The organism is Hyphomonas sp. UBA3195 (assembly GCF_002366485.1).
In the GTDB taxonomy this organism is placed as follows: domain Bacteria; phylum Pseudomonadota; class Alphaproteobacteria; order Caulobacterales; family Hyphomonadaceae; genus Hyphomonas.
The window spans coordinates 45,406-71,623 of sequence record NZ_DEXB01000017.1 but is presented as its reverse complement, the minus strand read 5'-3'; the positions used below and the strand labels follow the sequence as shown (position 1 = coordinate 71,623).

Sequence of the window (26,218 nt, the reverse complement as noted above, 5' to 3'; positions counted from 1 at the left end):
CTTTTCTGTATAAAGCTGTCATTCCCAAGCCATATTCCCATATCAGGTTAGACTCCCAGTCCTGAGGTTATTCCATGAAGCGCGTTCTCCTAATTGTTTCCGGCATCGCGGCACTGCTGATTATCGCAGCCTTTTCAGTGCCCTTCTTCATTCCGAAATCGGTTTACAAGAACCAGATTGAGAATGCGGCGACCAACGCGTTGCAACGTGACGTGACGCTCGCAGGCGATGTGAAAATATCCGTGTTTCCGCGCATCTCGGCCTCGGTCGAACAGGTGAGCGTTGCCAATCCCGACGGATTTGCCACACCGAACATGATTGAGGCAGGTGCGTTGCGCGGCTCGGTCAAATGGATGCCGCTGCTGTCGCGGCGCGTGGATGTGCAGGAAATCGCTTTCGTGGATGCAGATGTGTTCCTTCAGCGCAAAGCCGATGGGAATACGAACTGGGAATTCGCCTCTTCAAAGGAAGCATCGCCACCACCTGAAGGGACAAATGGTTCATTCGATGCGGGAATCGAATCGGCAATCCTCAAGAACGCTTCGCTCACTTTTCAGGACGACCAATCTGGCGAAACATACAAATTGTCCGAACTTGACCTGGAAGCATCTCTGCGAGGCATGGACCAGCCTCTCAGTGCGACAGCCAGCGGCCGGTTTCAGGAGCAAGCCTTCACCATTGACGTCTGGCTGGATGCGCCCGAAGCGCTCACCCGTAATTTGCCCGCTCAGGCCCGGCTGGATCTGGCATCCGACCTGGCAAATATCAAATATGATGGCAGCGTCCAACTTGGTGACGCGCCGAGTTTGAACGGCACGTTCGAAACCGTGGTGGCAGATCTGGCCGCGCTCACACAGCAATTCGAGTTGGATGTGCCGGCACGGTCAGCCTTGGGTCGTCTACAAGTCGCGGGCAAGGCATCCGGCGCGCTCGACTCACCATCTCTTACAGAACTCAAATTGACCCATGACAGTGACTTGTTGAGCGCGTCATATGAGGGATCCGTTTCGCTCAATGGTGATGGGACTGTTGCCGGCACCCTCTCCATCGCCAGCGACAGAATGCGTGACTTGCTGAGCGCTGCGGCAATTGAACTGGCCCCGGGTGATACACTCCAGACCTTCGCCGTCTCCGGTGCGGCAAACGGCACATTCAAGTCCGTCATGGTCAACAATTTGAACCTGTCGCTAGATGCGTTGAGGGGCACCGGACAGGCGGGGATTGATGTGTCGGCGACAACACCGCGCATTATCGGCGATCTCAGCGTACCCGCTCTCGACCTCACACCCTTTATGGGAGAGCCGGATCCGGAAAAGACCAATCAAGGAATTCAGCCTTGGAGTGATGAAACACTCGAATTGTCCGGGCTGAAATCCGTGAACGCAAACCTCAGTCTTGAGGTCGGATCACTCACCATTGGTGATGTCGAATTGACCGATGCAGTCATGGACGTCGATCTGACCGATGGATTGTTGACAGCAGATTTGTCGCAATTCAAAGCCTTCAGCGGACTTTGGTTGGGCAAGCTGACCGTGGATGCCCGACCTGCCACACCGAAAGTCGGCTTCGACATGCAGGGCCAGAATGTTGCCGTCGCAAATCTGCTCGGAACGTTGGCCGGATTCGACAGCCTCACGGGAACAGGACAATTCAAGGTTTCTGCGCAGTCGTCTGGTACATCCATTGACGCAATCATGCAGGCAATTGACGGAGAGGTCTCGACGAGCCTTTCGGATGGTGTGGTCAAAGGCTTGAATGTTGCAGCCTTGGTACGAAGCGCCTCCTCTCTGAAGCAGGCCATAGCGACAGGCTCAATTCAGGAACTCAATTTTGGCGAAGCTTTATCGCAGAATGCCGAAACCGATTTTTCAAGCTTCAACACTGTGTTGAAAGTCAATAACGGCGTTGCGAATGTGGATGTGATGAAACTGCTGAGTCCCATTCTGGGCGTAGATGGGACTGGACAGATCAATCTGGCGGGACAGTCCATGGACCTGCGCCTTGCGACCAGTGTGGACAAATCGGCCCAAGGTCAGGGCAGCGTGGTGCAATTGAACGGCATTCCAGTCCCGATCCGTATATCGGGCGCGTGGACGAATCCGAAAGTCACACCAGATCTGAGCGGCGTAAGTTCTGCGTTCAAGGCAGAGTTGGGCTCCCGCGTGTTGGAAGAGCTTGGTGTCTCCAACTCAGCAGGCTCCGGCAGCACCGAAGATGTTATCGGCGGACTCCTTGGCATCAAGAAGCCTGACCCAGAAGCTCCGACGGACGACGCGCCTGCCGAGACATCTGCTGAAGATGTAGCGATCAAAGCGCTCGGCGGCTTGTTGAACAATCGCAAGAAAAAAGAGGCCGACACTTCAAACGAAAACTGAAATCCAGGGATCAGGCTTGGGCGGACTTCGCCGCTGGAAACTGGATAGTATTATCGGCTGCGGTCGCGACTTCCGACTCCCGATTGGGTGATGCAAAATCGGCAGGTAGAAGGTCGATAATATGGTGAAGTTTGTCGAGCGGCTTGGCCCGGCTGATGAAGAAACCCTGCAATTCCTGGCATCCAATGTCACGCAGGAACTCTGCTTGAAAATGCGTCTCGACACCCTCCGCTGTGCACCGCATGCCCAGTGAGTGCGCCAGTGCGATGGTGGCTTGCGTGATAGAACGGCTGTCTGATCGGCTTTCAATGTCTCGCACGAAGCTCTTGTCGATCTTGATCTTGTCGAACGGAAAGCTCCGCAAATAAGACAGAGAAGAATAGCCTGTGCCGAAATCATCAAGCGCAATGCCGACGCCGATCTCCTTCAGTTTGTGAAGGCGCTTGAGCGTGAAATTTGTGTCCGACATCAGGACCGTTTCCGTGATCTCAAGCTCGAGCCGTCGCGGATCAATCTTGTTGGCGGCAATCGCATTCACGATGGTCGTCATCAAATTGGATGAGTGTATTTGCAACGGCGAGATATTCACCGAAACTTTGACATGATTGGGCAGACGACGCGCCTCTGCCAAAGCCGCCCGAATGACCCAGTCTCCGATCCGGGTAATCAGACCATTGTCTTCTGCGTGCTCAATGAAGTCGCCGGGATAAACCAGGCCCCGCTCAGGGTGGTTCCATCGCAGCAAGGCTTCGCATCCCACCACATCATGTGTGTGAGCATCAACTTGGGGCTGGAAATGAAGTTCGAACTCGCTGTGCTCCAGCGCGGAATGCAAATCGGCCTCGACTTGCAAATGGGCTCGCGCGCGTTCGTCGAGTGCGGGTGTGAACATGCACCAAGTGGACTTTCCGAGCTTCTTGGCCTGATAGAGCGCCAAGTCAGCATGCTTCAGCATGGTGCGGGCATCTTTCGTGTACGGATCGAACATCCTGACACCTACCGACGCGGAGCAATTGGCGGTCGACCCCCACAGGTCATAGGGCTCGCTCAGGCGTTCGGTTATCTCGTCGAAAAAGAGTTCGAGGTCGCCCATCGTCGGACGCTGAACGATCATGGCGAACTCGTCACCACTGATCCGCGCCACCATGTCATGATCGCCGCTCAATTCGTTCAGGCGACCGGAGACATGCTGCAAGAGCTCATCACCCGCCGGATGGCCCAGCGTATCGTTCACCCATTTGAAATTATCCAGATCGAGCCAAACCAACGCTCTTTGGACTGTTTCAACATCCGGTTTGCGGAGCGCCTTTTCCAGTCGTTCCTGCATGTTCATCCGGTTTGGCAGACCCGTCAGCCCGTCATAATGCGCCATAAAGGCAATACGATCTTCTATTTCCTTGGACTGGGTGATGTCCGATGCCACCCCGCGGAAGCCTCGGAACTTGCCATCATTGAAGATTGGCTTTCCGGTAAGGGACAACCAGCGTTCGGTCTCTGAACCTTTGAGCCTCATGGCGATATCGCGAAAGCCCTGGCGGCGCATGAGGCTGGTATTGAGCACTCTGGTAGAATCGTCCGCCTCGAACTGATCGACCAACAGATTGCCAAGCGTTAGGTAACCATTGTCATGCTCAGCGCCCTCAAACACGAGAGGAATGTCTACGAGCACGCCTCTGGCGTCAGTTTGCCAGAGCCAATCGGACGTACTTTCCTCAAAATCCCTCAACAGCAACCCAATCAGATGCGACTGCTCTCTAACCGCCGTTTCGTTGATGCTTTTGAGCACGAACTGGCGATGTGACCAGCGAATGGCGAGGATGAGTATCGCGACATAAGCCAACGTCAAAATAGATGTATACTGATATTTTGGATTTTGCTGAAACTGCATTTCCGCAACCAGTCCCAGTCCGATCGGAACTATAAAGGCAAAGGCTGCCTTGGGCAGACGCGACATCAGGAGCGCACCGGTGAACATGACTCCAGCCAGAACGACGCCCACAATCATCTGGCCATAGCTATCCGTGACATTCATCACAATGATAGGTACCGACGCCCAAAGAAGTCCGGCAATCGCCGCAACAAACGTATATTCCCTCATCACCTTGCGCGCGATCGCAAGATCGCTGGGCCGGTAGGTTCGAACCTTGTTCGTAACAAAAGCCGCTGCGCATATGGCGGCGATACAGACGAGCCATACAGACAAGGCAAAGTCCGCTGGCGTCTCCTTGAAGGACAGCCAGACAACCGACGCATTGATCAGGTTGGCCAGAACCAGAGGAATCGTGATCGTGCCCACGATTTCCAGCTGGCTTTCTCGCCAAGCCGCCTCATGCTTTCGTTCGTCGTCCGAGTCCCTAACGATCTCGGACAGCGGCCCATCGCCGCTATCCTTCATAGCCAACAGTTTCATGCGTCCACCCCGGAATTCATCCGACTTCTCGGAATCACCATTGTCAGCATGTCTAAGCGACGGAGGTGAAAATCAGTGTAGTGTGACGTCGAAAATTCTCTGAAACCGGTAACGATGCGTAAGTCATCAATCTTTGGTTGGATAAATATTCAAGGATTTCAACACGGTTCTGGCTCGCCGCTGTATCAGATCACGTTCACGATCCGGCATTTTTATCGCATTTTTCATGAGCAATGACATGCGGGGATTACCCTGCAATCGTTGGGAATGGCGGATCAGGAAGTCCCAATAAAGCGTATTGAAGGGACACGAGTCCTCATCGGTCCGGGTTTTGGAATTGTAACGACACCCGGCGCAATAATCTGACATCTTGTTTATATAGTTTGCACTGGCAGCGTAAGGCTTTGACGCAATCACACCCCCGTCTGCAAAGAGCGCCATTCCATGCGTATTCGGCAGCTCCACCCATTCGTACGCGTCGGCATAAACACTCATGTACCAATCATTGACGTGGTCCGGATGGATGCCCGCGAGCAGCGCAAAATTTCCCGTGATCATGAGGCGTTGAATATGATGGGCATAAGCATGCCGAATGGTCTGCCCCAGCGCATCGGCCAGACAGGCCATATCGATTTCGCCGGTCCAGTAGAAATCGGGAAGCGCGTTCTGCGCATTCAGAAAGTTGCTCTTTGCGTACTTAGGGCCGCTCCACCAGTAGAGCCCCCGCACGTATTCGCGCCAGCCAAGGATTTGCCGAATGAAGCCTTCCACAGCATTGAGCGGCGCACGGCCGGATTTCCATTCCGCCTCAGCGCGTTCACACAAATCCAACGGATCCAACAAACCGACATTCAGATAAATCGAGAGGATTGAATGCCACATCCACGGCTCATCCTTTGCCATGGCATCTTGGTAGTCTCCAAAGCCAGGCAGGATCTCCGCCATGAAAGCATCACGAGCGGCCTCGGCATCGTGACGTGTGACTCCGAACACGAAGGGTTCCAAATCTCCGAAATTGTCTGGAAACCTGTGCGTGATCATATCGAGCACGTCTTGCGTAACCTGATCTGGCTGGCAGAACCATCGTTGAGGAGTAACCGCGGATTTCGGCAACCGTTTGCGGTTGTCCTGATCATAATTCCACTTGCCGCCAGCGGGGCTGTCTCCCTCCATGAGCAGGCCTGTCTTCTGTCTCATCTCGCGATAGAAATACTTCATCCGCAACTGCTTGCGATGGGCAGCCCAGGTCGAGAATTCACTCAGTGTCGCGATGAACCGCGTGTCGTCGCGAAGTTCCACCTCTACATCGAAGATGTTGGCCCACACCTCCATATCGCTCAACAGGCGCCATTCGCCGGGTTTCGTGATGATCAAGGTGTCGATGCCGGGATCGGCATCCAACGCACGCGCCACTTCACCGCGCAATGAGCCTTCATTTTCAGGATCCGTTAATTTGACATAGCGCACCGCAACACCCGTTGCTTCCAACTCCTCAGCGAAGTGGCGCATGGCAGAGAATACAAATGCGAGCTTCTTCTTGTGGTGGCCCACATAGGTCGCCTCTTCCATGACTTCGGCCATCAAGACAGTATCTGTGGACGGATTGAAATCAGAAAGAGATGACAGGTCGGGCGTTAGCTGATCGCCAAGAATGAGTGTCAGAGCCGACATTCGGTAGCGAAATCAGTATGGCTTCGCCAAAACGTATTCAATGTCCTGACCACGCGCTTCGAAAGCCAACTTCATCCAACGTCCGGCTTGGTCATACCAAAGCATAACATCAATATCAGAATCCATCAGATACCGCGTGGTCTCGATCTCTTCACCCGCCACACGTATGGTCTCATTCCCTTGTTCAGATACGGTGACCTCCAATATTTCTCCATTGCCGGTCGACAGCAGCTTTGAGGAATTCGTGGCGGCTAAGTTCCAATGACTTGAAGGCACGATTGAGCCTGCAACAACACCGTCATACTCTGTGCCTTCGACCTCCAACCCATCACCGCTGCGCGCTGCCTTCACCGACCCTTCATCGCCATCATCGTCAACCTGACCGGTGAGAGACACGAGTTGTCCATCCTCCCACACTTCAGTGGCGTCGAGCTCATACTTGAAAACGGTGATAGGCCCCAGGCCGGCTTTGAGGTTCACGTCAGTCGTTGCAGTCAGACGTCCCTGGCTATCCTGCCCAAACGTGACGGAGTGGGAGCCGAATGGCTTGCCCTTGCGCAGCACATCAAACTCGATCACGTCGCCCGGGCTTGGTGCCCAACTCGCATCCGACGTCTTTCCGCTTGCGGGTGCGCTAAACAGCGCGGCCGATACCAGAATGGCTCCCAGAAAACGCTTCATTGGAAAATACTCCAGAACCTGTTGGGCCGATGGGCAACAAAGCAGATACAACTTTCGTCTCCCACAGCAGCGGGCTTGTGACGCATGCCGGGTTCACCGAGCACAAGGTCACCGCGAGAATATGTGCCATATCCATCTGTAAAACGCCCGGACAGGACAACGGTTGCCTCAAGGCCACCATGACCATGCATCGGCGCGCTTTGACCGGGCTCCAGTTTCATGAACTTTGTCCCCGGCGTGCCTGCAGATGCATATTGAACGCCGGAGAAACCGCGCCGCCAGCTCAAATCGCCAGATGATTGGAACAGGACCTCATCAGCTGAGAGACCTGACCATCGGGCGCGACCAGTTCTCGAACTCTGCTGGGCCGGGTCGGCAAGTATCGGGTCAGATCGTTCCAGCATCACACCGCCGATCATTGACCAGAGATGCGCGGTCTCAGCCCCCCTCTCACTCAGTGAAATGTGCAGGTCCCCCGCCACAGCAAAGGACTCCGGATGGTTCCCGGCGGCATGGTCCATCATGAAAGCAATATAGGTGTCGGTGTGGGTCAAGCAGGCGGTCCTGTCTCGGTTGGTCTATTCATGCTTCTTACGCAGACCGGCACGAATTGGATCACACGGGCCCTGTGGGACTCACAACGGTTGTGAAAACCTCTGCGCCGCACTAGCTTCGTCCCAAAGAAAATTGACCAGAATCGGACCTAATCTGATGAAGTTTCATCGCTCGGTGATCGACCTTATCGGCAACACCCCCCTGCTTCGCCTGAACCAGGCATCTGACGAAACCGGCTGCGAAATTCTCGGCAAATGCGAATTCCTCAATCCGGGGCAGTCTGTGAAAGACCGACCGGCACTGGGCATTGTTCGCGACGCTGAAGCGGCTGGAGAGCTGAAACCCGGTGGCACCATTGTCGAAGGAACGGCTGGAAACACCGGCATCGGGCTCGCATTGGTCGGCGCAGCACTCGGCTACCGCGTGGTCATCGTTATGCCACGCACGCAAAGCCAGGAGAAAAAGGATGCAATCCGCCTACTCGGCGCAGAGCTGATCGAGGTCGATGCGGTCCCCTACAAGAACCCAAACAACTACCAGCACTTCTCGAAGCGCCTGGCCGAAGACCTTGCCAAGTCGGAACCAAACGGCGCGATCTGGGCAAACCAGTTCGACAATATCTCGAACCGCAAGGCCCACTACGACACCACTGGTCAGGAAATCTGGACCCAAACCGATGGCAAGCTTGACGCTTTCATCTGCGCGGTCGGATCTGGCGGCACGCTCGGCGGTGTATCGCTCGCACTAAAGGAAAAGAACAAGGACATTCAGATCGGTGTCGCAGATCCCGGCGGGGCTGCGATGTATGAATACTACAAGAACGGTGAGTTGAAATCCGAAGGCACCTCAATCACTGAAGGCATCGGACAAGGTCGCATCACAGCCAATCTTGAAGGTATTGAAGTGGATCGCGCTTATCGCTGTACGGATGAGGAAGCGCTCAACATCCTTTTCGGCCTCGTTCAGAATGAAGGTCTGTGTCTTGGCGGCTCCGCGGGAATAAATGTCGCCGGGGCCGTTCAGATGGCGAAGGATCTGGGGCCCGGGCACACAATCGTCACGGTGCTCTGCGACTATGGCAACCGATACCAGTCGAAACTCTACAATCCCGATTTCCTGAGATCGAAGGATCTGCCGGTTCCCGCATGGATGGAGGCTTGAATTATGGAATCCGGAGACCCGCTTGTCACAGCCGAATGGCTGAAAGAACATATCTCTGCGCCAGACGTCCGGGTCGTGGACGCAACCTGGTTCCCTCCCTTCCTCAATCCCGAGAAGACGGGGCGCCAGGCATGGGCTGAAGGGCACATCCCGGGGGCCGTCTATTTCGACATCGACGCCATCAAGGCAGGCGGAACCGATCTGCCGCACATGCTGCCCGATCCCGTCATGTTCTCGTCGCGTGCGCGCAAGCTCGGCCTGGGAGACGGCAACCGGATCATCGTCTATGACCAGTTCAACTTCTTCGCCTCGGCTCGCGTATGGTGGATGTTGCGCGTAATGGGCCAACGCGACGTAAAAGTACTTGATGGTGGGCTCAAGGCCTGGACGGATGCTGGTGGCGAGACCGAGGACCTGCCACCGGTGGCCGTCGAACGCCATTTCACAGCGCGCGTCCGGTCCGATCTGCTGAAGGATTCAGACCAAATGCTTGCAGCATCTGCGAACAGCTCCCACAACATCATAGACTCCCGCTCGGCCGAGCGTTTCTCCGGCGAGGCTCCCGAACCGAGAGAGGGGCTTCCCTCCGGCCACATCCCTGGCAGCATTTGCCTGCCCTCCGGCGAACTCCGCACGGAAGACGGCAGGATGAAATCCGCCGAGGAACTTGGCAAACTGTTTCCAAATCCCCTCGCGCCCACAATCGCGACCTGCGGGTCTGGCGTGTCTGCCGCTGTCACGGCACTCGCGCTGGCCCGACTCGGTAATTGGGACGTCGCGGTCTATGATGGATCGTGGGCGGAATGGGCGTCTGACGCATCCCGTCCCGTCGCCACTGGCACAGCATGACAAAGGACACTGCGACACGTCTCATCCATACGCGTGGCCGCCGGTTGGCCCAGAAGACAGTCAATCCGCCAATCGAGCGGGCGTCCACACTCCTGTTTGATACATCCTCAGACCTCTATGGCGCGAAGCCCGGCTACGGCCGTATGGGCCTGGCGGTTCATCGTGAACTTGAAGACGCACTTTGCGTACTTGAGAATGCGACCTTCGCAAAACTGACCTCGAACGGATTACAGGCCTGCGCGCTTGCCATCGGCAGCCAGGTAAAAGCCGGGGATCACATCCTTTTCACCGACTCCGCCTATGGCCCCACCGCGCGCTATCTTGATCGTCGATTGGAAAAAATGGGGGTAGAGGCGACGCGCTTCGATCCGCGATGTGGCGCAACCATTTCTAACCTGATCAAACCCAACACGCGCGCAATTTACCTGGAATCTCCGGGCTCACTCACTTTCGAGATCAGCGATACGCCTGCCATTGTGGACGTGGCGCAGCAGCGTGGTATTCGCACCATTCTCGATAATACATGGGGCGCTGGAATTCTGCACAAGCCACTGGACCTCGGCGTGGACATCTCTGTCCAGGCGTTGACAAAATATGCGGTTGGCCATGCGGACGTGTTTGGCGGCGCTGTCATGAGCCGCGACAAGCGCGTGGCGCAAGAAATTATCGACTGCGGAGATGATTGGGGCATCAGCCTGGGCCCGGACGATGCTTACACGGCCTTGCGCGGCTTGCGCAGCCTGAAGACGCGCATGGATGCGCACGAGGCCGCTGGTCTCAGGATCGCGAATTGGTTGTCTGAACGCCCGGAAGTCTCTCAAGTCCTGCACCCGGCACTCGAACAGCATCCGGACCATGCCATCTGGAGACGCGACTTCTCTGGCGCAAACGGCCTGTTTTCGGTCATTCTCAACGCGGTCAGCCCAGAAGGCCTGAAACGCTTCTTTGACGCATTGGAACTGTTTTCGATGGGCTTTTCCTGGGGTGGCTTTGAAAGCCTGATCATCCCGTGCGACCCGCAACTGAAACGATCAAAAGGCCACTGGATTGACCAAAAGGTCGGCCCTCTGCTCCGCATACATGTCGGTTTGGAGACCGTAGATGACCTGATTGCCGATCTCCGGGCAGGGTTTGAGGCTATGGGGGAATAAGAGCGTGGAATTGGGGGCTCGCAAAATCGGATTGATGCTGGGCCCTGCCCTGGCCGCGCTCATGTTGCTGTTCGGCCCACCGGAAGGCCTCAGCCATGCGGCCTGGGGCACGGGAGCCCTGATGGCGCTTATGGCGGTCTGGTGGGCCACCGAGGCTATTCCCATACCTGCCACGTCTCTGTTGCCGCTTTTTGTTCTGCCGCTCGTTGGAGCGGGCTCACCAGCCCAGACGGGCAGTGATTATGCCAACCATATTGTCATCCTGTTGCTCGGCGGCTTCATCGTTGCCCTCGGCATTGAACGCTGGAACCTGCACCAGCGGATTGCACTCAACGTCATCAGCCGGGTGGGCACGTCGCCCGGCGCTATTGTCTTCGGCTTCATGCTCGCAACGGCCGTCCTGTCGATGTGGATATCCAATACGGCCTCGACATTGATGATGGTCCCCATCGCCATCTCAGCCAGCGCTGTGCTTGGGAGTGTTTCGAAACACTTCACCACGGCACTCCTGCTCGGTGTTTGCTACGCAGCTTCCATCGGTGGGGTCGCCACCCCGATCGGCACGCCGACCAATCTGATTGCAATCAGCTGGTTGCAGACCGAAGCGGGTGCTCATATCGGGTTCGCACAATGGATGGCCTTTGGCCTGCCGGCCATGGCGCTATTATTGCCGGTCGCATGGTGGAATGTCACACGCGGTATGCCGGTCCGCTCCGAAAATGCAGAAGCTGTGTCAGCTCACGTCAAATCCCAGCTTATCGGCATTGGCAAAATGACCGTCCAAGAAACCCGCGTCGCAATCGTTTTCGGGATCACAGCCACCCTATGGCTGCTCAGACTGCCACTTCAGCTATTCCTCGAAGCGTCTGGAATAGAGTTGCTCGCGAATTATGGTGGCGCGGAAGTCGACATGATGATCGCGATCTTCGGCGGGGTACTCATGTTTCTGGTCCCGGCGGGCGGCGGTGAAGATCGTGGCCTGCTCAACTGGCAGGAAGCTGAACAAATTCCGTGGGGCGTGTTGCTCCTGTTTGGTGGCGGCATCGCAATGGGCAAGGCCATTTCGCGCACCGGACTGTCGGAATGGATCGGCGAGAATCTGCGTGTTCTGGACGTGCTCCCGCCGCTAATCTTCATCGTTATTGTGGTTGCTCTGGTCATCTTCCTGACGGAAGTCACCTCAAACGTGGCCACAATGACCACGCTTGCACCCGTACTGGGTTCGCTCGCTGTTGCGCTCGGCACAGCTCCGGAAAGCCTGCTCGGCCCGGCCGCCGTGGCAGCGTCCTGTGCCTTCATGCTGCCGGTTGCCACCGCACCAAACGCCATCGTCTATGGCACGGGCCACATCACCATCCAGCAGATGATCCGCAAGGGCTTCTACATCAATCTGGCAGGTATCGTGATCATCGCCGCGGTAGGCTACTGGATCGCTCCGCTGGTCCTGTAGAGGAATCCAGCGACACGCGCCGAATTCCTCCTACACCCGACAAGCCTGCGTCCCTCAATCCCAGCCCCGTCTGCAGCAAGGCATACAGGGGCAAGCTGAACGCCACCTGAACTTAGGTTAACTCAGGCAGCTGGTGGCTCGCTGACCTGGACCATCAGTTTGCCTAGATTCTTGCCTTCGAAGAGACGCGACAAGCTGGCTGGTGCATTTTCCAGACCATCGACAATGTCCGCCTCGAACTTGATCTTGCCGGCCATCAACCATTGCGCCATCTGCTGAATGCCTTCCGGAAACCGCGGGAAGTAATCGATCACGATGAACCCTTTCAGCAAAGTCCGGCGCATCAACAGGTTCGAGAAATTGTACGGCCCCGGCACGGGGTCAGTTGCATTATAGGTGCTGATCAGTCCGCATAGCGGCATGCGCGAGAAATCATTCAGACGCGCAATCACTTCATCCATGATTTTGCCGCCCACATTCTCGAAATTGACGTCGATTCCCTTCGGACAGTGCTTGTCGAGCGCTGCCCCAACGTCTTCCGTCTTGTAGTTTATCGCAGCATCGAAGCCGGCCACCTCGGTCAGCCATTTGCATTTCTCGTCACTGCCCGCGATGCCAACAACCCGGCAGCCTTGGATCTTTGCAATCTGTCCCACCATGGAGCCGACTGCGCCGGCCGCCGCAGAGACGACCACCGTCTCGCCAGCCTTTGGCTTCGCAATATCCATCAGTCCGAAATAGGCCGTCATGCCAGTTGCGCCGAGCGGCCCCATATAGGCGGTCAGCGGCACACCTGGCAGGCGCGGCAGTGCGTTCAGCGAACTTCCGGGCAGATTCGAATAGAGCGACCAGGTGCCGAGACCCGTGTTTACGATGTCTCCTTCCTTCAGCCCGTCAAAACGGCTTTCGGTGACCACGGCCAGACCGCCGCCACGCATGGCATCCCCGATGCCGACGGGCGGCAGATAACCATCCACATCGCTCATCCAGATGCGATTGGTCGGGTCGAGGGACAGGTAAATCAGGCGGGTTCGCACTTCACCATCTTCCAACGGCACAAGCGGAGACTCGACCAGTTCGAGGTCTCCCTCCTTCAGGTCACCTACAGGCCGCTGACGCAAAACCCAGCTCTTGTTCATCTCAGTCATTTTTATCCTCCCATGTCTTGACCGGGAGGCTAGGTCGAATTCCGGCTAGCGCAAGACTCCGCGTCGCGTCATCCGCCACGCATATGCAAGCAACAAGGCACCAATCAGGATGATGACTGCCGCAAACGCGGGATTTGAAGCTCCTTCCGGAACATCTTTCAGCGACATCCCATGAACCATGGATGCGAGCGCGGCCAGCAGCGATATCAAGAACGCCCAAACGGCAAACCGGCTGCGCAACAGGAGCAGAATGGATCCGATCAACGCGCCCCAGACGCCGAATGCCCAGATGACATACTGCCAGACTGGAAACGAATAGAAAAAGGCTCGCTGCTCTTCCGTGAAGTTCGACATATACGGCGCCCAATGGGTCACTGTGGCGGTGTAATCAAACGCGCCAAATCCGTTCCACAGTACCGCAAGAATACCCACGACCCAGAGATGCCAAGGCGTACCGGCGGCTTGTGGTTCCAGTGTTTCACTCATGCTTCCCTCCCAGAATTGTACGCGCAAGTTTACGCTGCGACGGCGCATTCGGCAAATCCCTATAGGTGAGGGTGCAATACCCCCTTCCGGATGGGTGACGTCGCGCATGACACGGGCTACACATTCGGCCAGCAAAGGATTCCCGAACCATGGCCACTGCCCCCGTCAACAAGGACAGCCACCTCTACCTGGTAGATGCCAGCGCATACATTTTTCGCGCTTTCCACGCCCTTCCCCCTCTGACCCGGGCCAGCGATGATTTGCCAATCGGCGCCGTGAGCGGGTTCTGCAACATGTTGTTCAAGCTGCTGGAAGATCTGAAGGGCGACGAGCGGCCCACCCATTTCGCCTGCATCTTCGACAAATCCTCCATCACGTTTCGCAATGAACTGTACGACCAGTACAAAGCGAACCGCTCGGAACCCCCGGAAGAACTGCGCCCCCAATTCCCGCTCGTGCGCCGCGCCGCCGAAGCCTTCGCGGCCCATGCCATCGAGAAGGAAGGATTCGAAGCCGACGATCTGATCGCCACCTATGCGCGTCAGGCCGAGGCGAAAGGCGCTCGCGTCACCATCGTCTCATCTGACAAGGACTTGATGCAACTTGTTTCCGATACCGTCCTCATGCTCGACACGATGAAGAACAAGACAATGGGTCGTGAACAGGTCTTTGAGAAGTTCGGCGTCGGCCCGGAAAAGGTCGTCGACATCCAGTCACTTGCCGGAGACAGCGTCGACAATGTACCCGGGGCCCCCGGAATCGGCGTGAAAACTGCGGCTCAGCTGCTGGATGAATATGGCGACCTCGACACGTTGCTCGCCCGCGCTGAAGAAATCAAACAGCCAAAACGCCGCCAGACCCTGATCGACAATGCCGATCTCATCCGCATTTCCAAGCAATTGGTGACGCTCAAAGACGACGTGCCGCTCGACGTACCGCTCGAAGACCTCGCCGTGCAGGATCCGGACCCAGACACGCTGATCAATTTCCTGGAAGAAATGGAATTCCGCACCATCACGCGGCGCGTGCGGGAAATGATGGAACTCGAAGGTACCTTGGAGTCCGCCCAGCCCGCAGAAGATCCGATCGACCGCAGCAAATACATCTGCATCCGCGATTTCGAAGAGCTGGAAGAGTGGATCACACGCGCCACCAAACAGGGCTATGTTGCGGTTGACACCGAGACCGACAGTCTCGATTCCATCGCGGCTAACCTAGTCGGCGTATCCTTGGCGCTCGCACCGAATGAAGCCTGCTACATCCCGCTCGCGCATGTCGATCCAGACAATGCGGGCGACGGAGACATGTTTGGCGCAGATCCGCCACGGCAGATCCGCATGCAGGATGCACTGCGCGCTCTGAAACCGATGCTCGAAGATCCGGCGGTCCTGAAGATCGGGCAGAATATCAAGTACGACCTCTCGGTCTTCGCCACGCACAACATCAATGTCGCGCCGATTGATGACACGATGTTGCTGTCTTACGTATTGAATGCAGGCAAGCACAATCACGGCATGGACACGCTGTCGGAGCGATACCTGCAGCACAACACTATTCCGTTCAAGGAGATTGCCGGAACGGGCAAGTCGCAGGTGACGTTCGATCGGATCGCGCTGGACAAGGCGACAGAATACGCCGCCGAGGATGCCGACATCACCCTGCGCCTGTGGCAGGTTTTCAAGCCCCAGCTGCGCACGGAAAAGGTCATGACGGTTTACGAAACGCTGGAACGCCCGCTCGTCCCCGTCCTCGCCCGTATGGAGCAGGAGGGGATCAAGGTCGACCGCGATCACCTCTCGCGCCTGTCATCCGATTTTTCCCAACGCATGGCTGCGCTTGAGGCCGAAGCGTATGAACAGGCTGGCCGCGAATTCAATATCGGCAGCCCGAAACAGCTCGGGGAAATCCTGTTCGACGAAATGGGTCTTGAGGGCGGCAAGAAGACCAAGACTGGCGCATGGCAGACGGACGCCGACGTGCTCGAAGGGCTCGCTGCAGAAGGCCATGGCCTGCCCCGCACGATCGTCGACTGGCGAACCCTCTCCAAGCTCCGGTCGACCTATACCGAAGCACTGCAAGCGGCGATCAATCCCGACACAGGGCGCGTGCATACCAGTTACTCGATGGCGGTTGCCCAAACTGGTCGCCTGTCCTCCACAGATCCGAACCTTCAAAACATTCCCGTTCGCACCGAGGAGGGCCGCAAGATCCGCGAAGCCTTTGTCGCCGAAAAGGGCAATGTTCTGGTCAGCGCGGACTACAGCCAGATCGAGTTACGTATCCTGGCGCATATAGCCGATATTGATGCGCTGAAGGACGCCTTCAAGGAAGGCCTCGACATCCATGCCATGACGGCCAGCGAAATGTTTGGTGTGCCTATCGAAGGCATGGACCCCATGGTCCGCCGTCAGGCAAAGGCGATCAATTTTGGTATCATATACGGCATTTCCGGCTTCGGCCTCGCACGCCAGCTGGGCATTCCCCAGAGCGAAGCCAGCGAGTACATAAAAACCTATTTCAAACGCTTCCCCGGAATCCGCGCATACATGGACGAGACCAAAGCTTTCGCCAAGGAGCATGGATACGTTACCACCGCCTACGGACGGAAAATCAATCTCTCTGGTATCAAGTCCAAAGGACCACAGCGCTCCTTTGCTGAGCGCCAGGCCATCAACGCGCCCATTCAGGGATCCGCTGCCGACATCATCAAACGCGCCATGATCCGCATGCCAGACGTACTGGCCAAAGCAGGCCTGTCTGCGCGTATGCTGCTTCAGGTACATGATGAACTCGTCTTTGAATGCCCGGAGGCCGAGGCCGACAAATTGATCGAAACCGTGAAGACCACCATGCAGGGAGCCGCCGGACCGTCACTTCAGCTATCTGTACCCTTGGTTGTCGACGCGCGCGCCGCCAGCAACTGGGCCGAGGCGCACTAAAGAACATAAACAAGTTTTCACACTTAGGGCCTCCCCTCTATGTTAGCATTCCCGTCAGACGGGAAGCAAAACATGGTTCGCAGGATCGTAGTCGGAATGATCGCAGCATGCATGGGGGGCGCAGCAACAGCGGAGGTGGATTTATCCAAACTCCGGGCTCAGATTGAGCGCGCAGTGGAAAGTGAGGACTTGTCCGCAATAACCACAGTGTTCGGACCTGAAGTCCAGATCATGCCGGAATACCAGAAGACAATGACCGGACCATGCGGCCCTGTACTACGAGACGCTGTTTGACGGCATCGACATCAATTTGTTTGACAAAACCCTCACCGAGACAATTCCGATCGACATGTTAAAAGTGGACATCGGCGCGTTCACTCTGAACTATACTGCAGCGCAGTCCGCTGAGGCGAAGGGAGTATCCGGGCACTACTTCGATGTCTGGGAAGAAAGTGCGGCTGGCGATTACGTGCTGATCGCACAAACTTGGAATTTCGACAGCGTGTACACGGAAATCCGGGAAACCACGATGTTCGACACTCTGCCTGGCATACATCTGGCCTTCACGCCATCAGTCCCAGTCGATTCCGGCGCGGCGTTCGATCACCTCGCCGTCAACCTGTACAATGATGCTGCGATGATAAGACAGCAATCCGACATTCTTTACCATGTCTACTCAGAAGATGCCGTTATGTACCCACATGACAGTGGACCGAGAGTTGGGCAGGAGGCCATCAAGGAATTCCTTGAAGACTATACGTCTGGCTGGCCCAGTTTTGACTATATAAAAACGGCGTCACACAGAATAGAAGGCACCGCACCTTACGCAATGTCACTGATATCCTACAATCTGCGCTGGGACTCATTGGATAATTCCGGCGTCTCCATCGGCAAGGGCATCCGCATCATGAAACGAAACGAGGATGGATCATTGCGAACCTACAGGCTTATATCAATGCACGACCAATAAAGTTGCGTCGCCGCCCCGGCGCGGGTGAGCAACCGGGACGGCGAACAGGTCAGACCTCCGTCAGAATATCCGGATATGGAAGGCGGGACTTCGGGAGCGAGGCGTTATAGTCCTGCTCAGGATCGTGATAGCCGAGCGGCACTACAACGAGCGAGGAGAAGCCCCTCTCGCGCAGGCCGAACTCGGCGTCGAGCACTGCCGTTTCAATGCCTTCCATCGGCGTGGAGTCTATGCCCAAGGTGGCTGCGCCCAACATGAACTGGCCAATATTCAGATAGACCTGCTTAACCATCCAATGCTGGACATCCTTCAAGTCCTGCTTATGGAGGTTCACGAACATTGACCGGCCACCGTGCATGGCGGGCTTGTGCGTGTCTTTGTCAACATCGAAGCGACCGTCTTTGTCTTCCTGTTCCAGCACATGCTGGAGATAGTCTTCATCCACGGCAAGGCGGCTGGCAAACACCACGACATGCGAAGCGTTCAGGATCGAGGGGCGGTTGAAGGGGTACTTCTCTGTTGCCTTGGCAACGCGCGCCTTGCCTTCCGGTGTTGAGGCGAGAATGAAATGCCAAGGCTGGATATTCGTGCTTGATGGACTGAACCGCAACAGCTCTTTCAGCTTTTCCACATTCTCGTCAGAGATACGACGTTTGGGGTCGTAGGCCTTCGTCGTGTAACGGGCCTTGGCGTAGTGAGTGATATCATGTTTCATGGGAGGGTCCTTTGATACTTGGAAAAATGGAAAGTTTCGGGAGGGGGATTGATCAGCTCTTTGCAGAGACGATTTCGAATTCGCCTTCGGACCGGACATAGAAAAGGCAATCCGCGTCCGCGCCGCAGGCGAGATTATCGCTTGTGTTGGCCTCAAGGCCGACATAGCCTCCCGGCGCAAGGGTCGCCGATTCCGCCTTGCCCTTCAGGTGCACTTCTGGCGCGCCAGAAATCGCCACAACCCGCAGGTCACTTTGATTACTGCGCAGGCGGGCGGACTGCCCAGCCGGCAGTTTGACCAGTGCGCCTTGTGCGCCATTGTTTTCCGGGGAGTTCCAAAGAAACGAAATTTTCGCGCCGCTGTCCCGGTCGATCCAGGTAATGTCTGAGGCATCAAGCCAAACGAGATTGGTGTGATCAAGGTTCACCGGGCGTTCGCCCGAATCGAAGGACTCATCCGCAGGTTTTACGAGATATGGACCGTCATCAATCTCGACATAGGCCATGTTGAACGCATCACCGGCCGACGTGACATGGGCCTCACCCGCCGGCTGGGTCCAGAATGAGCCGGCCGGCAGCCACATATCGGCCGCTCCCGGATCGTCATTGTGGATCACCCCTTCAATCACGACCCCGCGATATGTCACGTTGTGAATGTGGGGCGGAGACGAGAAACCTTCCTTGAACTGAACGAGGAAACCGGATTCACCGGCGGAGGTGCGATCCCCCCAAAGCGTTCCGGCCCGCGGACTTGCATCGCTCCGCGCCGGGTTGAGCGGGCCCCATTCAACCGCTGAGACCGGGACGATATCCGCCCCTGACACACCGCGAGAAACATCCGGCGCGCTGGCGCACCCAGCGCCAGCAGATACGAACAGTAGCGCGCCCAACGCGCCAAAGGGGATTTTGCGTAAGGTTTCAGTCAGGGACATGGCCATTCTTGGGTCTCTCGAAGGGTGATTGGGAAGCAGGTTGCGTTACGGGATGTGGGCTCAATTGGTTGACGCCCCCCGATTTATTCATACAAACCAATTTCACAAGTACGCGCAATTTTGGCCTATACGCACAGAAAGTATACTGTAGAATATGACCCGCTTTGAAAAGTATGACTGCTCCGGCGGCTGCCCCGTGGAAGCTGCATTGGAAGTGATTGGCGGCAAGTGGAAAGGCGTCACGCTGTTTCACCTGCTGGACGGCGTGAAACGGTTTAACGAGTTGCAACGTGATGTCGGCAACGTCACCCAACGCATGCTGACCAAGCAGCTACGCGAGCTTGAAGATGCCGGCCTCGTCAATCGTGAGGTCTATCCAGTGGTCCCGCCAAAGGTGGAGTACAGCCTGACCAAAAAGGGCGAAACCCTGCGTCCGATCCTCAACGCACTGAAAGACTGGGGCGAGACACATGTCATGACCAGCTAAGTATTCAAAGGCTGGCCATTTAAGTACGAGCAATTTGAAGCACTCCACCCCTCGTATAGTTTGAAGCAATTTGAAATTGCAATCCTGCATTCCTGACCTTAGCCTTGAGACGATTCACTAAAGAAGAAGGCCGGGAATGCATCCAATACTATTCAAGCTCTTAGTATGTTTTGTGCTTTCATTTGCTTGCAGCGCGAATGTTTTCGCTGACTATCCAGCTGCATATGTTGGAAAAGCGGAATTGCGCGACATTGCCGTCTCTCCGGACGGCACAGCGCTCGTTCTTTTGAAGACGGGCCACCAGGATGATATCGTCCAGAAGTTCGGGTGGGACGAGATCATGGTTGAGGACAGCGCCACCGGCGACACTCGATTAGAGATCAAGCAAACCTACACGTATTACAGTAAATCCGTGAACTGGCTATATGATTGGGTATCATGGCCATTCGATGACACTATTCTGTCGAGCGCCGTCGAGTTCACCGTTTCCGGAGACAAGTTCAAATCACGCTCAGTATTTCTGACCATCAACCCCGAAACGGGTGAAAAGAAAGTCCTCGCAGCCAGCAGAAAGAGAAACCTCGACAAGGAGCTCGATTCACCAAAGCTCATTGCGAGCGATGCAGAACGTCGCGAAGTCACTCTGGCCATACACAAAAAAGCATCTGTTGAGCTTGTTTCCATCAATGTGGACACAGGCAGGCAGCGTTTGCTGGATACAGCGAATTCGCGAACCCTGACGTGGCTTCTGGATGACTCGATGCGTCCCGTAATGCGGATAGAAAAAAGCAAATCCGGCGGACTTCACCAATACTATTCAAGCCAGGATGGCGGTCGGAACTGGACACTGAGATTTCAACACGATCCTCTCAATGAAGGATTCTATCCGGTTTCCTATTCCTCGAAGAACAACAAATTTATCGTCGTGTCCCGGCCCGCAGACGCAGAGCATGCCGGCCTCTACGAATTCGATCTCCACACTGGTCAATTCGGCAAACAACTCTTCAGCGATTCCGAGTACGATCTCAGCTCCGCGCGCAAAAGACGCGGGTCTGATGACCTGCTCTACTCCGCACTCTGGAAGGACAAGCTCGAAAAGCACTGGTTCACACCAGAAGATGCCAAACTGGGACGAGCAATCGACTCTGCGCTTCCTGATGAAGCCAACTGGTCCGTATTCGACATGAGTCTGCATGGGCAGGCTTGGGTGATATATGTCAGCTCCCCAATCAATCCGGGAGCATATTATGTTTTGCGCAATGACCTGAAAAGACTTCGCAAGATTTCAGACGCGCGGCCTCATATCGATCTCAGTACGACATCAATGCCGCGACGGGTTGATTACCAGACTTCTGAAGGCCTTGCATTGCGGGGATATTTCACACCCTCCACACGTTCACCAGGTCACGCTCCGCTAATCGTCATGCCTCACGGCGGTCCTGTGTCTCGAGACGTGATGGATTGGGACGGATGGGCCCAGTATTTTGCGCATCGCGGATACGCAGTCTTTCAACCCCAGTTTCGCGGCTCTGGTGGCTTCGGCCAAACATTTGAGCGTCTGGGGCACGGCGAGTGGGGTAGAGCGATGCAACAAGACATTGCGGACGGAGTACACGCCCTCGAACAAGCCGGGCTGGTGAGTCCAGACCAGCCAAGAAGCATCGTGGGCGCGTCCTATGGCGGCTACGCTGCACTGGCAGCCGCAACCATGACTCCCGATGCCTACCAATGCGCGATAAGTTATGCAGGGGTGAGTGATCTTCCGCGCATGCTACGTCAGTACGACCCCTCAGACGCAGTGGACGCTTTCGTTCGGAATATCTGGACACAACGCATGAACAATGGACGCGATGATGAGACCGAATTGTGGCATCGGTCTCCAATATCCTACATTGAATATCTCAAGGCACCCGTGTTCCTGATTCATGGGACGGATGACGAAATCGTTCACATGGATCAGACCACTGCGTTCTATGATGCTGCGGTACAGGCTGGGAAACAGGCTCAAATACTCTTGCTGGATCATACCGGCCACCAGATTTACAGCGATGATACAAACACAGATTTGCTCGTCGCGATGAACACCTTTCTGGTGCAATGCATGCCGCCCGCCCCAAAAACGCCGACAATCAATGGAGCCAATCTCCCTTAAAATGCCGTAATGTGAGCCTTCGCTCGCCTTGATCCCTTGATTTCATTGCAATTGCATTGAAGGAGGGCTTTTGCCGTGACGCGAACCATGTTTGAACACCGTAGTGCAAGAAGACCGGATCCCGTTCACGGATATGGGTTGGTTGAGAAGGATAGAGCGATGACGACATTGGCGCTGGTGGATGATGACGAGAATATCGTTGCGTCCCTGAAGATCTTCTTCGAGGCCGAGGGCTATGATGTGCGCACCTACCATGATGGTGAGACGGCTCTCCCGGCATTAACGGAGACGCCGCCCGACATCGCTATACTGGACGTGAAAATGCCCCGTATGGACGGTATGGAATTGCTGCGTCGCCTGCGCCAGACCTCCGAATTGCCAGTCATCTTCCTGACGTCAAAAGACGAGGAAATCGACGAAGTTATCGGCTTCAATATTGGCGCCGACGATTTCGTGCGCAAACCCTGCTCCAATCGCCTGCTGGCGGAACGCGTCAAGGCCGTGCTCCGGCGTGCCCGCGGCGGCGTGGCCGGATCTGAAGAAGGTGACCAGAAGCCAATCGTGCGTGGCAAGTTGACGCTTGATCCGAACCGTCACGCCTGTACGTGGGATGGACATCCGGTCCGCCTGACCGTCACCGAATTTCTGATCCTGCAAGCGCTCGCCCAGCGCCCTGGCTATGTCAAAAGCCGCGACCAACTGATGGACGCCGCCTATGATGATCAGATCTACGTCGACGATCGCACCATCGACAGCCACATCAAGCGGCTTCGCAAGAAGTTCCGCGAAGTGACCGACGAATTCGATGCGATCGAGACCCTGTATGGCGTCGGCTACCGCTACACTGAATAGGCGCGGCACTTCGGAGATCTATATCGGCGGGGCGGGCGATACCCGCACCCGTCTCGTGGCCGCTTATGCGGAAGCGCGGCAACGTGACTTTGCGCATGAGGCCCATCATGATGCGCACTATTTTCCGCATTACGCGTTGCGGCGTATTCTCAATCTGGCCCGTCAGCACGCCGATGCCGGCCGCACGTTGATACTGGTCGGGCATAGTTGGGGCGGCGATACAGCGCTTCGTGTATTGAAGGCGCTCCAACCGCGCCGGGTAGATTTGCTTGTCTGCGTTGATCCAGTTCCCAAATCCCGGCTGAATCCCCCTCCGACTCCACGCAACGCCCGTCGGATCATCCATGTTGATGCAAGGCCAAGTCATCCGAATCGATCGGACCAGGTGAAGGAGATGGGGCAATGGTTCGGCGGCACACTGCGCCGAAGATTGTCGTCCGCCGATACGCGCATCGTCGCCGATCTGAATCATTTCGCCTTCGCCCAAATGATGTTGGCGCCCGGTGAAGACGGCCTGTCCGCTGCCCACCATATCAACGAACTGGACAGTCCTAAGCGATCCCGAGGCGCCAGCTCCAATTCGGCAAGCTCAGGACAAGTAAAATGAATCCCAGCCCGATCAGGAAGCTCAACGGCGAATACACACGTCGGTTAAGTGTTAGAAAAGGCGATTCAGGCGACGAGCGCTCGAACGCTGGCAGGACGCCGATGATGCCCCGCCCAAGAAACACTGTTCCTGCTGCCAGTCCTGCGAGGACCAACACGCCTTTCTGGATGACAGACGGCAACGGCAGAGAAAAGTACCCGCCCAGCCAAGCTGCCAGGACGGCGGCCGCAAACAGGCAAAGCGCTACCATGACGCAGGAAAATGCTGACGGCATCTTGGTTATACCCCGACGGCCCACGACCGCGCGGGCAAGTGCCTGCTCATTTGCACACGGGAAATTGCTGCCAAACGCCCACAGCAGGTGCAGACAGCCGAGAACGAACAACACAGCCACCAGAATAGGTGAAATGAACGGTGCAATCATGCGGACACTCCTGCGGCAATGCGGGGCAGTAAAATGCGCCGCCCACTTGCCGTTCCCTCCATCATTCAATAGCCAGACACGAGACTAACACAAGCAATAGGATAACTTCATGGCAGACCCGGAAAATACGCTTCTCCTCGAAACCTCCAAAGGCTCGGTAAAAATCGACCTGCGTCCCGACCTGGCCCCCGGCCATGTCGAACGCATCAAGGAACTGGCCCGCGAAGGCTTTTACGACGGCATCGTCTTTCACCGCGTGATTGATGGATTCATGGCACAAGTCGGTTGTCCACAAGGCACCGGCATGGGCGGTTCTTCCAAGCCGGACCTGAAGGCAGAATTCAATGCCGAACCCCATGTCCGCGGCACATGTTCCATGGCCCGCACATCGGCCCCGAACTCGGCAAACAGCCAATTCTTCATCTGCTTTGACGATGCCAGCTTCCTGAACCGCCAATATACGGTCTGGGGTCAGGTCAGCGAGGGTATGGACGTAATCGACCAATTGGCCAAGGGAGAACCACCGCGGCACCCTGACAAGATTATCAGCATGAAAGTGGCTGCCGACGCCTGATCTCAGGCAGGCAGAATCTCGTATGACGGACAGGAAAATCAGGCGAAAGGCGATTGCGCGCCACGGGTCGAAGATCTTCGGCTCACGCATCGCGCGTCTGATTTTCGCGTCCAATCTTGCGGGACTGGCCATCCTCATTATCGGCGCGATGGTTCTGAACGAAATGCGCGCCGGTTTTGTTGTCTCCAAGAAGCAGGACCTTGTTGCGCAAGCTCAGATTTTTACCAGCTTGCTTGGCGACGATGCAACCACGCCTGCCCCCAAGCTCGATGATGAAGCCGCGCGCCAGACGATCGTGCGCCTTAACCTGCCCGAACGGGTTCGCGCACGTATCTATTCACCCGATGGCGAACTTGTTGGCGACAGCTTCTATCTTTCAGAGCGGGTCGACATTGACGCCCTGCCGCCGCTACAGGAGCCCAGCAGTTTTGCCAGGCTAGGTGCCAATCTGTCGGAATGGGCAAGCCGTACGCTCGGCCCGATCATGCCCCGGCGCAGTTCTGATGCGCTCGTCGCTCAGAGCTTTGAGGAAGAATTCGAGATCGCCGTGCGCGGTCAGGAAGCGGCCAGTCAGCGCTTTTCAGACCGGGGCCAGCGGATCATTTCCGTTTCCATGCCGATCCAGCGTGTGTCTGCTGTCGTGGGAGTCCTGACACTGGAATCGAATGATATTGATGAGATCATTCGCTCCGAACGCGCTGCACTCATCCCCTTCATCGGGGTCGCAGTTCTTGTCGCTTTCGTCACATCGGTCCTGCTGACTCTTGGTATTGCCCGCCCACTGCGCCGTCTATCGGTTGCAGCAGACCGTATCCGGGCCGGCGCATCCGATCGGATCGACATTCCGGCCCTGACCAATCGCAAGGACGAGATCGGCAACCTGGCCGCCTCCATGCAAAGCATGACCGAAGCATTGCTCGAACGGATTGAAGCAAATGAACAATTCGCTGCTGACGTGGCCCATGAGCTGAAGAACCCCCTCACCTCTATACGCTCGGCCGTCGAAACCGCTGACCGGGTGCAGGATGATCCGGTCGCGCTCGAACGCCTGCGGCAAGTCATCGCCCAGGATGTGAAGCGACTGGACCGTCTGATTACAGATATTTCAAACGCATCCCGTATCGAAGCGGAAATGACGCGGGTGCCGACGGAGCAAATGGACATTGCCGGATTCGTCCACGATGTCGTGCAGACCTATGAGGCCTTCAGCCGCGAGGAGCGATCAGTATCGGTTCATTTCCGAGATGATACGATGGGTGCACGCCTGCTTGTCCGCGGGCGTGATGGCCCGCTCGGCCAAGTTGTTCGCAATCTGGTAGACAATGCGCGCTCTTTCTCGCCCCCTGGCGCAGAGGTCAATGTGATTGTCGACCAATCGAATGATGGCCCGCAAACCATCGCGCGGATCATGATCGAGGATAGCGGCCCGGGTATACCTGAAGACAAACTGGAAAAGATCTTCAGCCGCTTCTATACGGACCGTCCGGCTGGAACAGCTTTTGGCAACAATTCCGGCCTGGGACTTTCAATCGTACAACAGATCGTCACGACCCATCGCGGCAAGGTCTGGGCTGAAAACCGCGCAGAAGGGGGCGCGCGGTTCATTGTTGATCTTCCCGCGATCTAGGTC

At 56.3% G+C, this 26,218-nt stretch carries 22 protein-coding genes; 13 read left to right on the top strand and 9 right to left on the bottom strand.

Going from position 1 to position 26,218, the window contains the following annotated elements; genetic code table 11:
* Nucleotides 1-74: 74 nt before the first annotated feature.
* The gene (locus B2344_RS05845) at nt 75-2,375 is read left to right on the top strand and encodes an AsmA family protein (protein WP_290484842.1); all 2,301 of its coding nucleotides are present in this window, start codon (nt 75-77) and stop codon (nt 2,373-2,375) included.
* 10 nt (nt 2,376-2,385) lie between these two features.
* Here the strand turns inward: B2344_RS05845 and B2344_RS05840 are convergent, their stop codons facing one another.
* The 4 genes from B2344_RS05840 to B2344_RS05825 form a co-directional block, all read right to left on the bottom strand.
* Nucleotides 2,386-4,785 carry a putative bifunctional diguanylate cyclase/phosphodiesterase gene (locus B2344_RS05840; RefSeq protein ID WP_290484841.1) on the bottom strand — a complete coding sequence of 800 codons (2,400 nt, stop codon included), beginning with the start codon at nt 4,783-4,785 and terminating at the stop codon, nt 2,386-2,388.
* 126 nt (nt 4,786-4,911) lie between these two features.
* On the bottom strand, nt 4,912-6,456 hold the full coding sequence (locus B2344_RS05835) for a cryptochrome/photolyase family protein (protein ID WP_290484840.1): 1,545 nt from the start codon (nt 6,454-6,456) through the stop codon (nt 4,912-4,914).
* Between the two features lie 12 nt (nt 6,457-6,468).
* On the bottom strand, nt 6,469-7,137 hold the full coding sequence (locus B2344_RS05830; protein ID WP_290483158.1) for a DUF6134 family protein: 669 nt from the start codon (nt 7,135-7,137) through the stop codon (nt 6,469-6,471).
* Entirely contained in the window at nt 7,134-7,691 is a 558-nt protein-coding gene (locus B2344_RS05825; protein WP_206992790.1) for a cupin domain-containing protein, read from the bottom strand. Before B2344_RS05825 ends, B2344_RS05830 begins: the two co-directional genes overlap by 4 nt.
* 157 nt (nt 7,692-7,848) lie before the next feature.
* Here B2344_RS05825 and B2344_RS05820 point away from each other — a divergent pair, with 157 nt between their 5' ends.
* From B2344_RS05820 to B2344_RS05805, 4 genes are read left to right on the top strand one after another with little or no spacing between them, the layout of a single operon-like run.
* On the top strand, nt 7,849-8,853 hold the full coding sequence (locus B2344_RS05820; protein ID WP_206992789.1) for a cysteine synthase A: 1,005 nt from the start codon (nt 7,849-7,851) through the stop codon (nt 8,851-8,853).
* 3 nt (nt 8,854-8,856) lie between these two features.
* Entirely contained in the window at nt 8,857-9,702 is an 846-nt protein-coding gene (locus B2344_RS05815) for a sulfurtransferase (RefSeq protein WP_206992788.1), read from the top strand.
* Nucleotides 9,699-10,853 (top strand): cystathionine beta-lyase, encoded by a 1,155-nt coding sequence (metC, locus tag B2344_RS05810; protein WP_290484839.1) that lies wholly within the window; start codon nt 9,699-9,701, stop codon nt 10,851-10,853. The genes B2344_RS05815 and metC overlap by 4 nt, the downstream gene beginning before the upstream one ends.
* A 34-nt stretch (nt 10,854-10,887) precedes the next feature.
* On the top strand, nt 10,888-12,303 hold the full coding sequence (locus B2344_RS05805; RefSeq protein ID WP_206992786.1) for an SLC13 family permease: 1,416 nt from the start codon (nt 10,888-10,890) through the stop codon (nt 12,301-12,303).
* Nucleotides 12,304-12,425: 122 nt separating this feature from the next.
* On the opposite strand, the gene B2344_RS05800 is transcribed toward B2344_RS05805, so the two are convergent.
* Together B2344_RS05800 and B2344_RS05795 are read right to left on the bottom strand one after the other, a co-directional pair.
* Entirely contained in the window at nt 12,426-13,442 is a 1,017-nt protein-coding gene (locus tag B2344_RS05800) for an NADP-dependent oxidoreductase (RefSeq protein WP_206993185.1), read from the bottom strand.
* A 54-nt stretch (nt 13,443-13,496) separates the two neighbouring features.
* Nucleotides 13,497-13,937 carry a hypothetical protein gene (locus B2344_RS05795; protein ID WP_206992785.1) on the bottom strand — a complete coding sequence of 147 codons (441 nt, stop codon included), beginning with the start codon at nt 13,935-13,937 and terminating at the stop codon, nt 13,497-13,499.
* Between the two features lie 149 nt (nt 13,938-14,086).
* Here B2344_RS05795 and polA point away from each other — a divergent pair, with 149 nt between their 5' ends.
* Nucleotides 14,087-16,876, top strand: coding sequence for a DNA polymerase I (gene polA, locus B2344_RS05790; protein WP_290484838.1), 2,790 nt, complete (start codon nt 14,087-14,089; stop codon nt 16,874-16,876).
* A 310-nt stretch (nt 16,877-17,186) separates the two neighbouring features.
* A complete protein-coding gene (locus B2344_RS05785; RefSeq protein WP_290484837.1) occupies nt 17,187-17,846 on the top strand; it encodes a hypothetical protein in 660 nt (219 codons plus the stop codon).
* Nucleotides 17,847-17,895: 49 nt separating this feature from the next.
* Here the strand turns inward: B2344_RS05785 and nfsB are convergent, their stop codons facing one another.
* Nucleotides 17,896-18,561, bottom strand: coding sequence for an oxygen-insensitive NAD(P)H nitroreductase (nfsB, locus tag B2344_RS05780; RefSeq protein ID WP_290484836.1), 666 nt, complete (start codon nt 18,559-18,561; stop codon nt 17,896-17,898).
* A gap of 52 nt (nt 18,562-18,613) precedes the next feature.
* Nucleotides 18,614-19,498 (bottom strand): DUF4437 domain-containing protein, encoded by an 885-nt coding sequence (locus B2344_RS05775; protein ID WP_290484835.1) that lies wholly within the window; start codon nt 19,496-19,498, stop codon nt 18,614-18,616.
* A 148-nt stretch (nt 19,499-19,646) separates the two neighbouring features.
* Here B2344_RS05775 and B2344_RS05770 point away from each other — a divergent pair, with 148 nt between their 5' ends.
* The 4 genes from B2344_RS05770 (at nt 19,647) to B2344_RS05755 (ending at nt 23,590) form a co-directional block, all read left to right on the top strand.
* Nucleotides 19,647-19,979 (top strand): winged helix-turn-helix transcriptional regulator, encoded by a 333-nt coding sequence (locus tag B2344_RS05770; RefSeq protein ID WP_206992780.1) that lies wholly within the window; start codon nt 19,647-19,649, stop codon nt 19,977-19,979.
* A gap of 241 nt (nt 19,980-20,220) precedes the next feature.
* A complete protein-coding gene (locus tag B2344_RS05765; RefSeq protein WP_290482388.1) occupies nt 20,221-22,131 on the top strand; it encodes an alpha/beta hydrolase family protein in 1,911 nt (636 codons plus the stop codon).
* Nucleotides 22,132-22,290: 159 nt separating this feature from the next.
* Entirely contained in the window at nt 22,291-22,983 is a 693-nt protein-coding gene (locus B2344_RS05760; RefSeq protein ID WP_034813738.1) for a response regulator transcription factor, read from the top strand.
* A complete protein-coding gene (locus B2344_RS05755; RefSeq protein ID WP_290478892.1) occupies nt 22,955-23,590 on the top strand; it encodes an alpha/beta fold hydrolase in 636 nt (211 codons plus the stop codon). The genes B2344_RS05760 and B2344_RS05755 overlap by 29 nt, the downstream gene beginning before the upstream one ends.
* Here the strand turns inward: B2344_RS05755 and B2344_RS05750 are convergent.
* Nucleotides 23,535-24,014, bottom strand: coding sequence for a DUF3995 domain-containing protein (locus B2344_RS05750; RefSeq protein WP_290482389.1), 480 nt, complete (start codon nt 24,012-24,014; stop codon nt 23,535-23,537). The two genes, B2344_RS05755 and B2344_RS05750, sit on opposite strands and share 56 nt — an antisense overlap.
* Nucleotides 24,015-24,123: 109 nt before the next feature.
* Here B2344_RS05750 and B2344_RS05745 point away from each other — a divergent pair, with 109 nt between their 5' ends.
* Nucleotides 24,124-24,588, top strand: a complete 465-nt coding sequence (locus tag B2344_RS05745) for a peptidylprolyl isomerase (RefSeq protein ID WP_290481500.1) — start codon at nt 24,124-24,126, stop codon at nt 24,586-24,588.
* Nucleotides 24,589-24,610: 22 nt separating this feature from the next.
* A complete protein-coding gene (locus B2344_RS05740; RefSeq protein WP_206992775.1) occupies nt 24,611-26,215 on the top strand; it encodes a stimulus-sensing domain-containing protein in 1,605 nt (534 codons plus the stop codon).
* Nucleotides 26,216-26,218 lie beyond the last annotated feature (3 nt).

Bases quoted from the DNA above. Each gene is read 5' to 3' on its own strand.
- B2344_RS05805 (WP_206992786.1), top strand. From the start codon at position 10,888: ATGCTGGGCCCTGCCCTGGCCGCGCTCATGTTGCTGTTCGGCCCACCG.
- B2344_RS05815 (WP_206992788.1), top strand. From the start codon at position 8,857: ATGGAATCCGGAGACCCGCTTGTCACAGCCGAATGGCTGAAAGAACAT.
- B2344_RS05840 (WP_290484841.1), bottom strand. From the start codon at position 4,785: ATGAAACTGTTGGCTATGAAGGATAGCGGCGATGGGCCGCTGTCCGAG.
- B2344_RS05760 (WP_034813738.1), top strand. From the start codon at position 22,291: ATGACGACATTGGCGCTGGTGGATGATGACGAGAATATCGTTGCGTCC.
- B2344_RS05830 (WP_290483158.1), bottom strand. From the start codon at position 7,137: ATGAAGCGTTTTCTGGGAGCCATTCTGGTATCGGCCGCGCTGTTTAGC.
- metC (WP_290484839.1), top strand. From the start codon at position 9,699: ATGACAAAGGACACTGCGACACGTCTCATCCATACGCGTGGCCGCCGG.
- B2344_RS05820 (WP_206992789.1), top strand. From the start codon at position 7,849: ATGAAGTTTCATCGCTCGGTGATCGACCTTATCGGCAACACCCCCCTG.
- B2344_RS05750 (WP_290482389.1), bottom strand. From the start codon at position 24,014: ATGATTGCACCGTTCATTTCACCTATTCTGGTGGCTGTGTTGTTCGTT.
- B2344_RS05770 (WP_206992780.1), top strand. From the start codon at position 19,647: ATGACCCGCTTTGAAAAGTATGACTGCTCCGGCGGCTGCCCCGTGGAA.
- B2344_RS05755 (WP_290478892.1), top strand. From the start codon at position 22,955: ATGGCGTCGGCTACCGCTACACTGAATAGGCGCGGCACTTCGGAGATC.
- B2344_RS05740 (WP_206992775.1), top strand. From the start codon at position 24,611: ATGACGGACAGGAAAATCAGGCGAAAGGCGATTGCGCGCCACGGGTCG.
- B2344_RS05800 (WP_206993185.1), bottom strand. From the start codon at position 13,442: ATGAACAAGAGCTGGGTTTTGCGTCAGCGGCCTGTAGGTGACCTGAAG.
- B2344_RS05745 (WP_290481500.1), top strand. From the start codon at position 24,124: ATGGCAGACCCGGAAAATACGCTTCTCCTCGAAACCTCCAAAGGCTCG.
- B2344_RS05795 (WP_206992785.1), bottom strand. From the start codon at position 13,937: ATGAGTGAAACACTGGAACCACAAGCCGCCGGTACGCCTTGGCATCTC.
- nfsB (WP_290484836.1), bottom strand. From the start codon at position 18,561: ATGAAACATGATATCACTCACTACGCCAAGGCCCGTTACACGACGAAG.
- B2344_RS05845 (WP_290484842.1), top strand. From the start codon at position 75: ATGAAGCGCGTTCTCCTAATTGTTTCCGGCATCGCGGCACTGCTGATT.
- B2344_RS05775 (WP_290484835.1), bottom strand. From the start codon at position 19,498: ATGGCCATGTCCCTGACTGAAACCTTACGCAAAATCCCCTTTGGCGCG.
- B2344_RS05835 (WP_290484840.1), bottom strand. From the start codon at position 6,456: ATGTCGGCTCTGACACTCATTCTTGGCGATCAGCTAACGCCCGACCTG.
- polA (WP_290484838.1), top strand. From the start codon at position 14,087: ATGGCCACTGCCCCCGTCAACAAGGACAGCCACCTCTACCTGGTAGAT.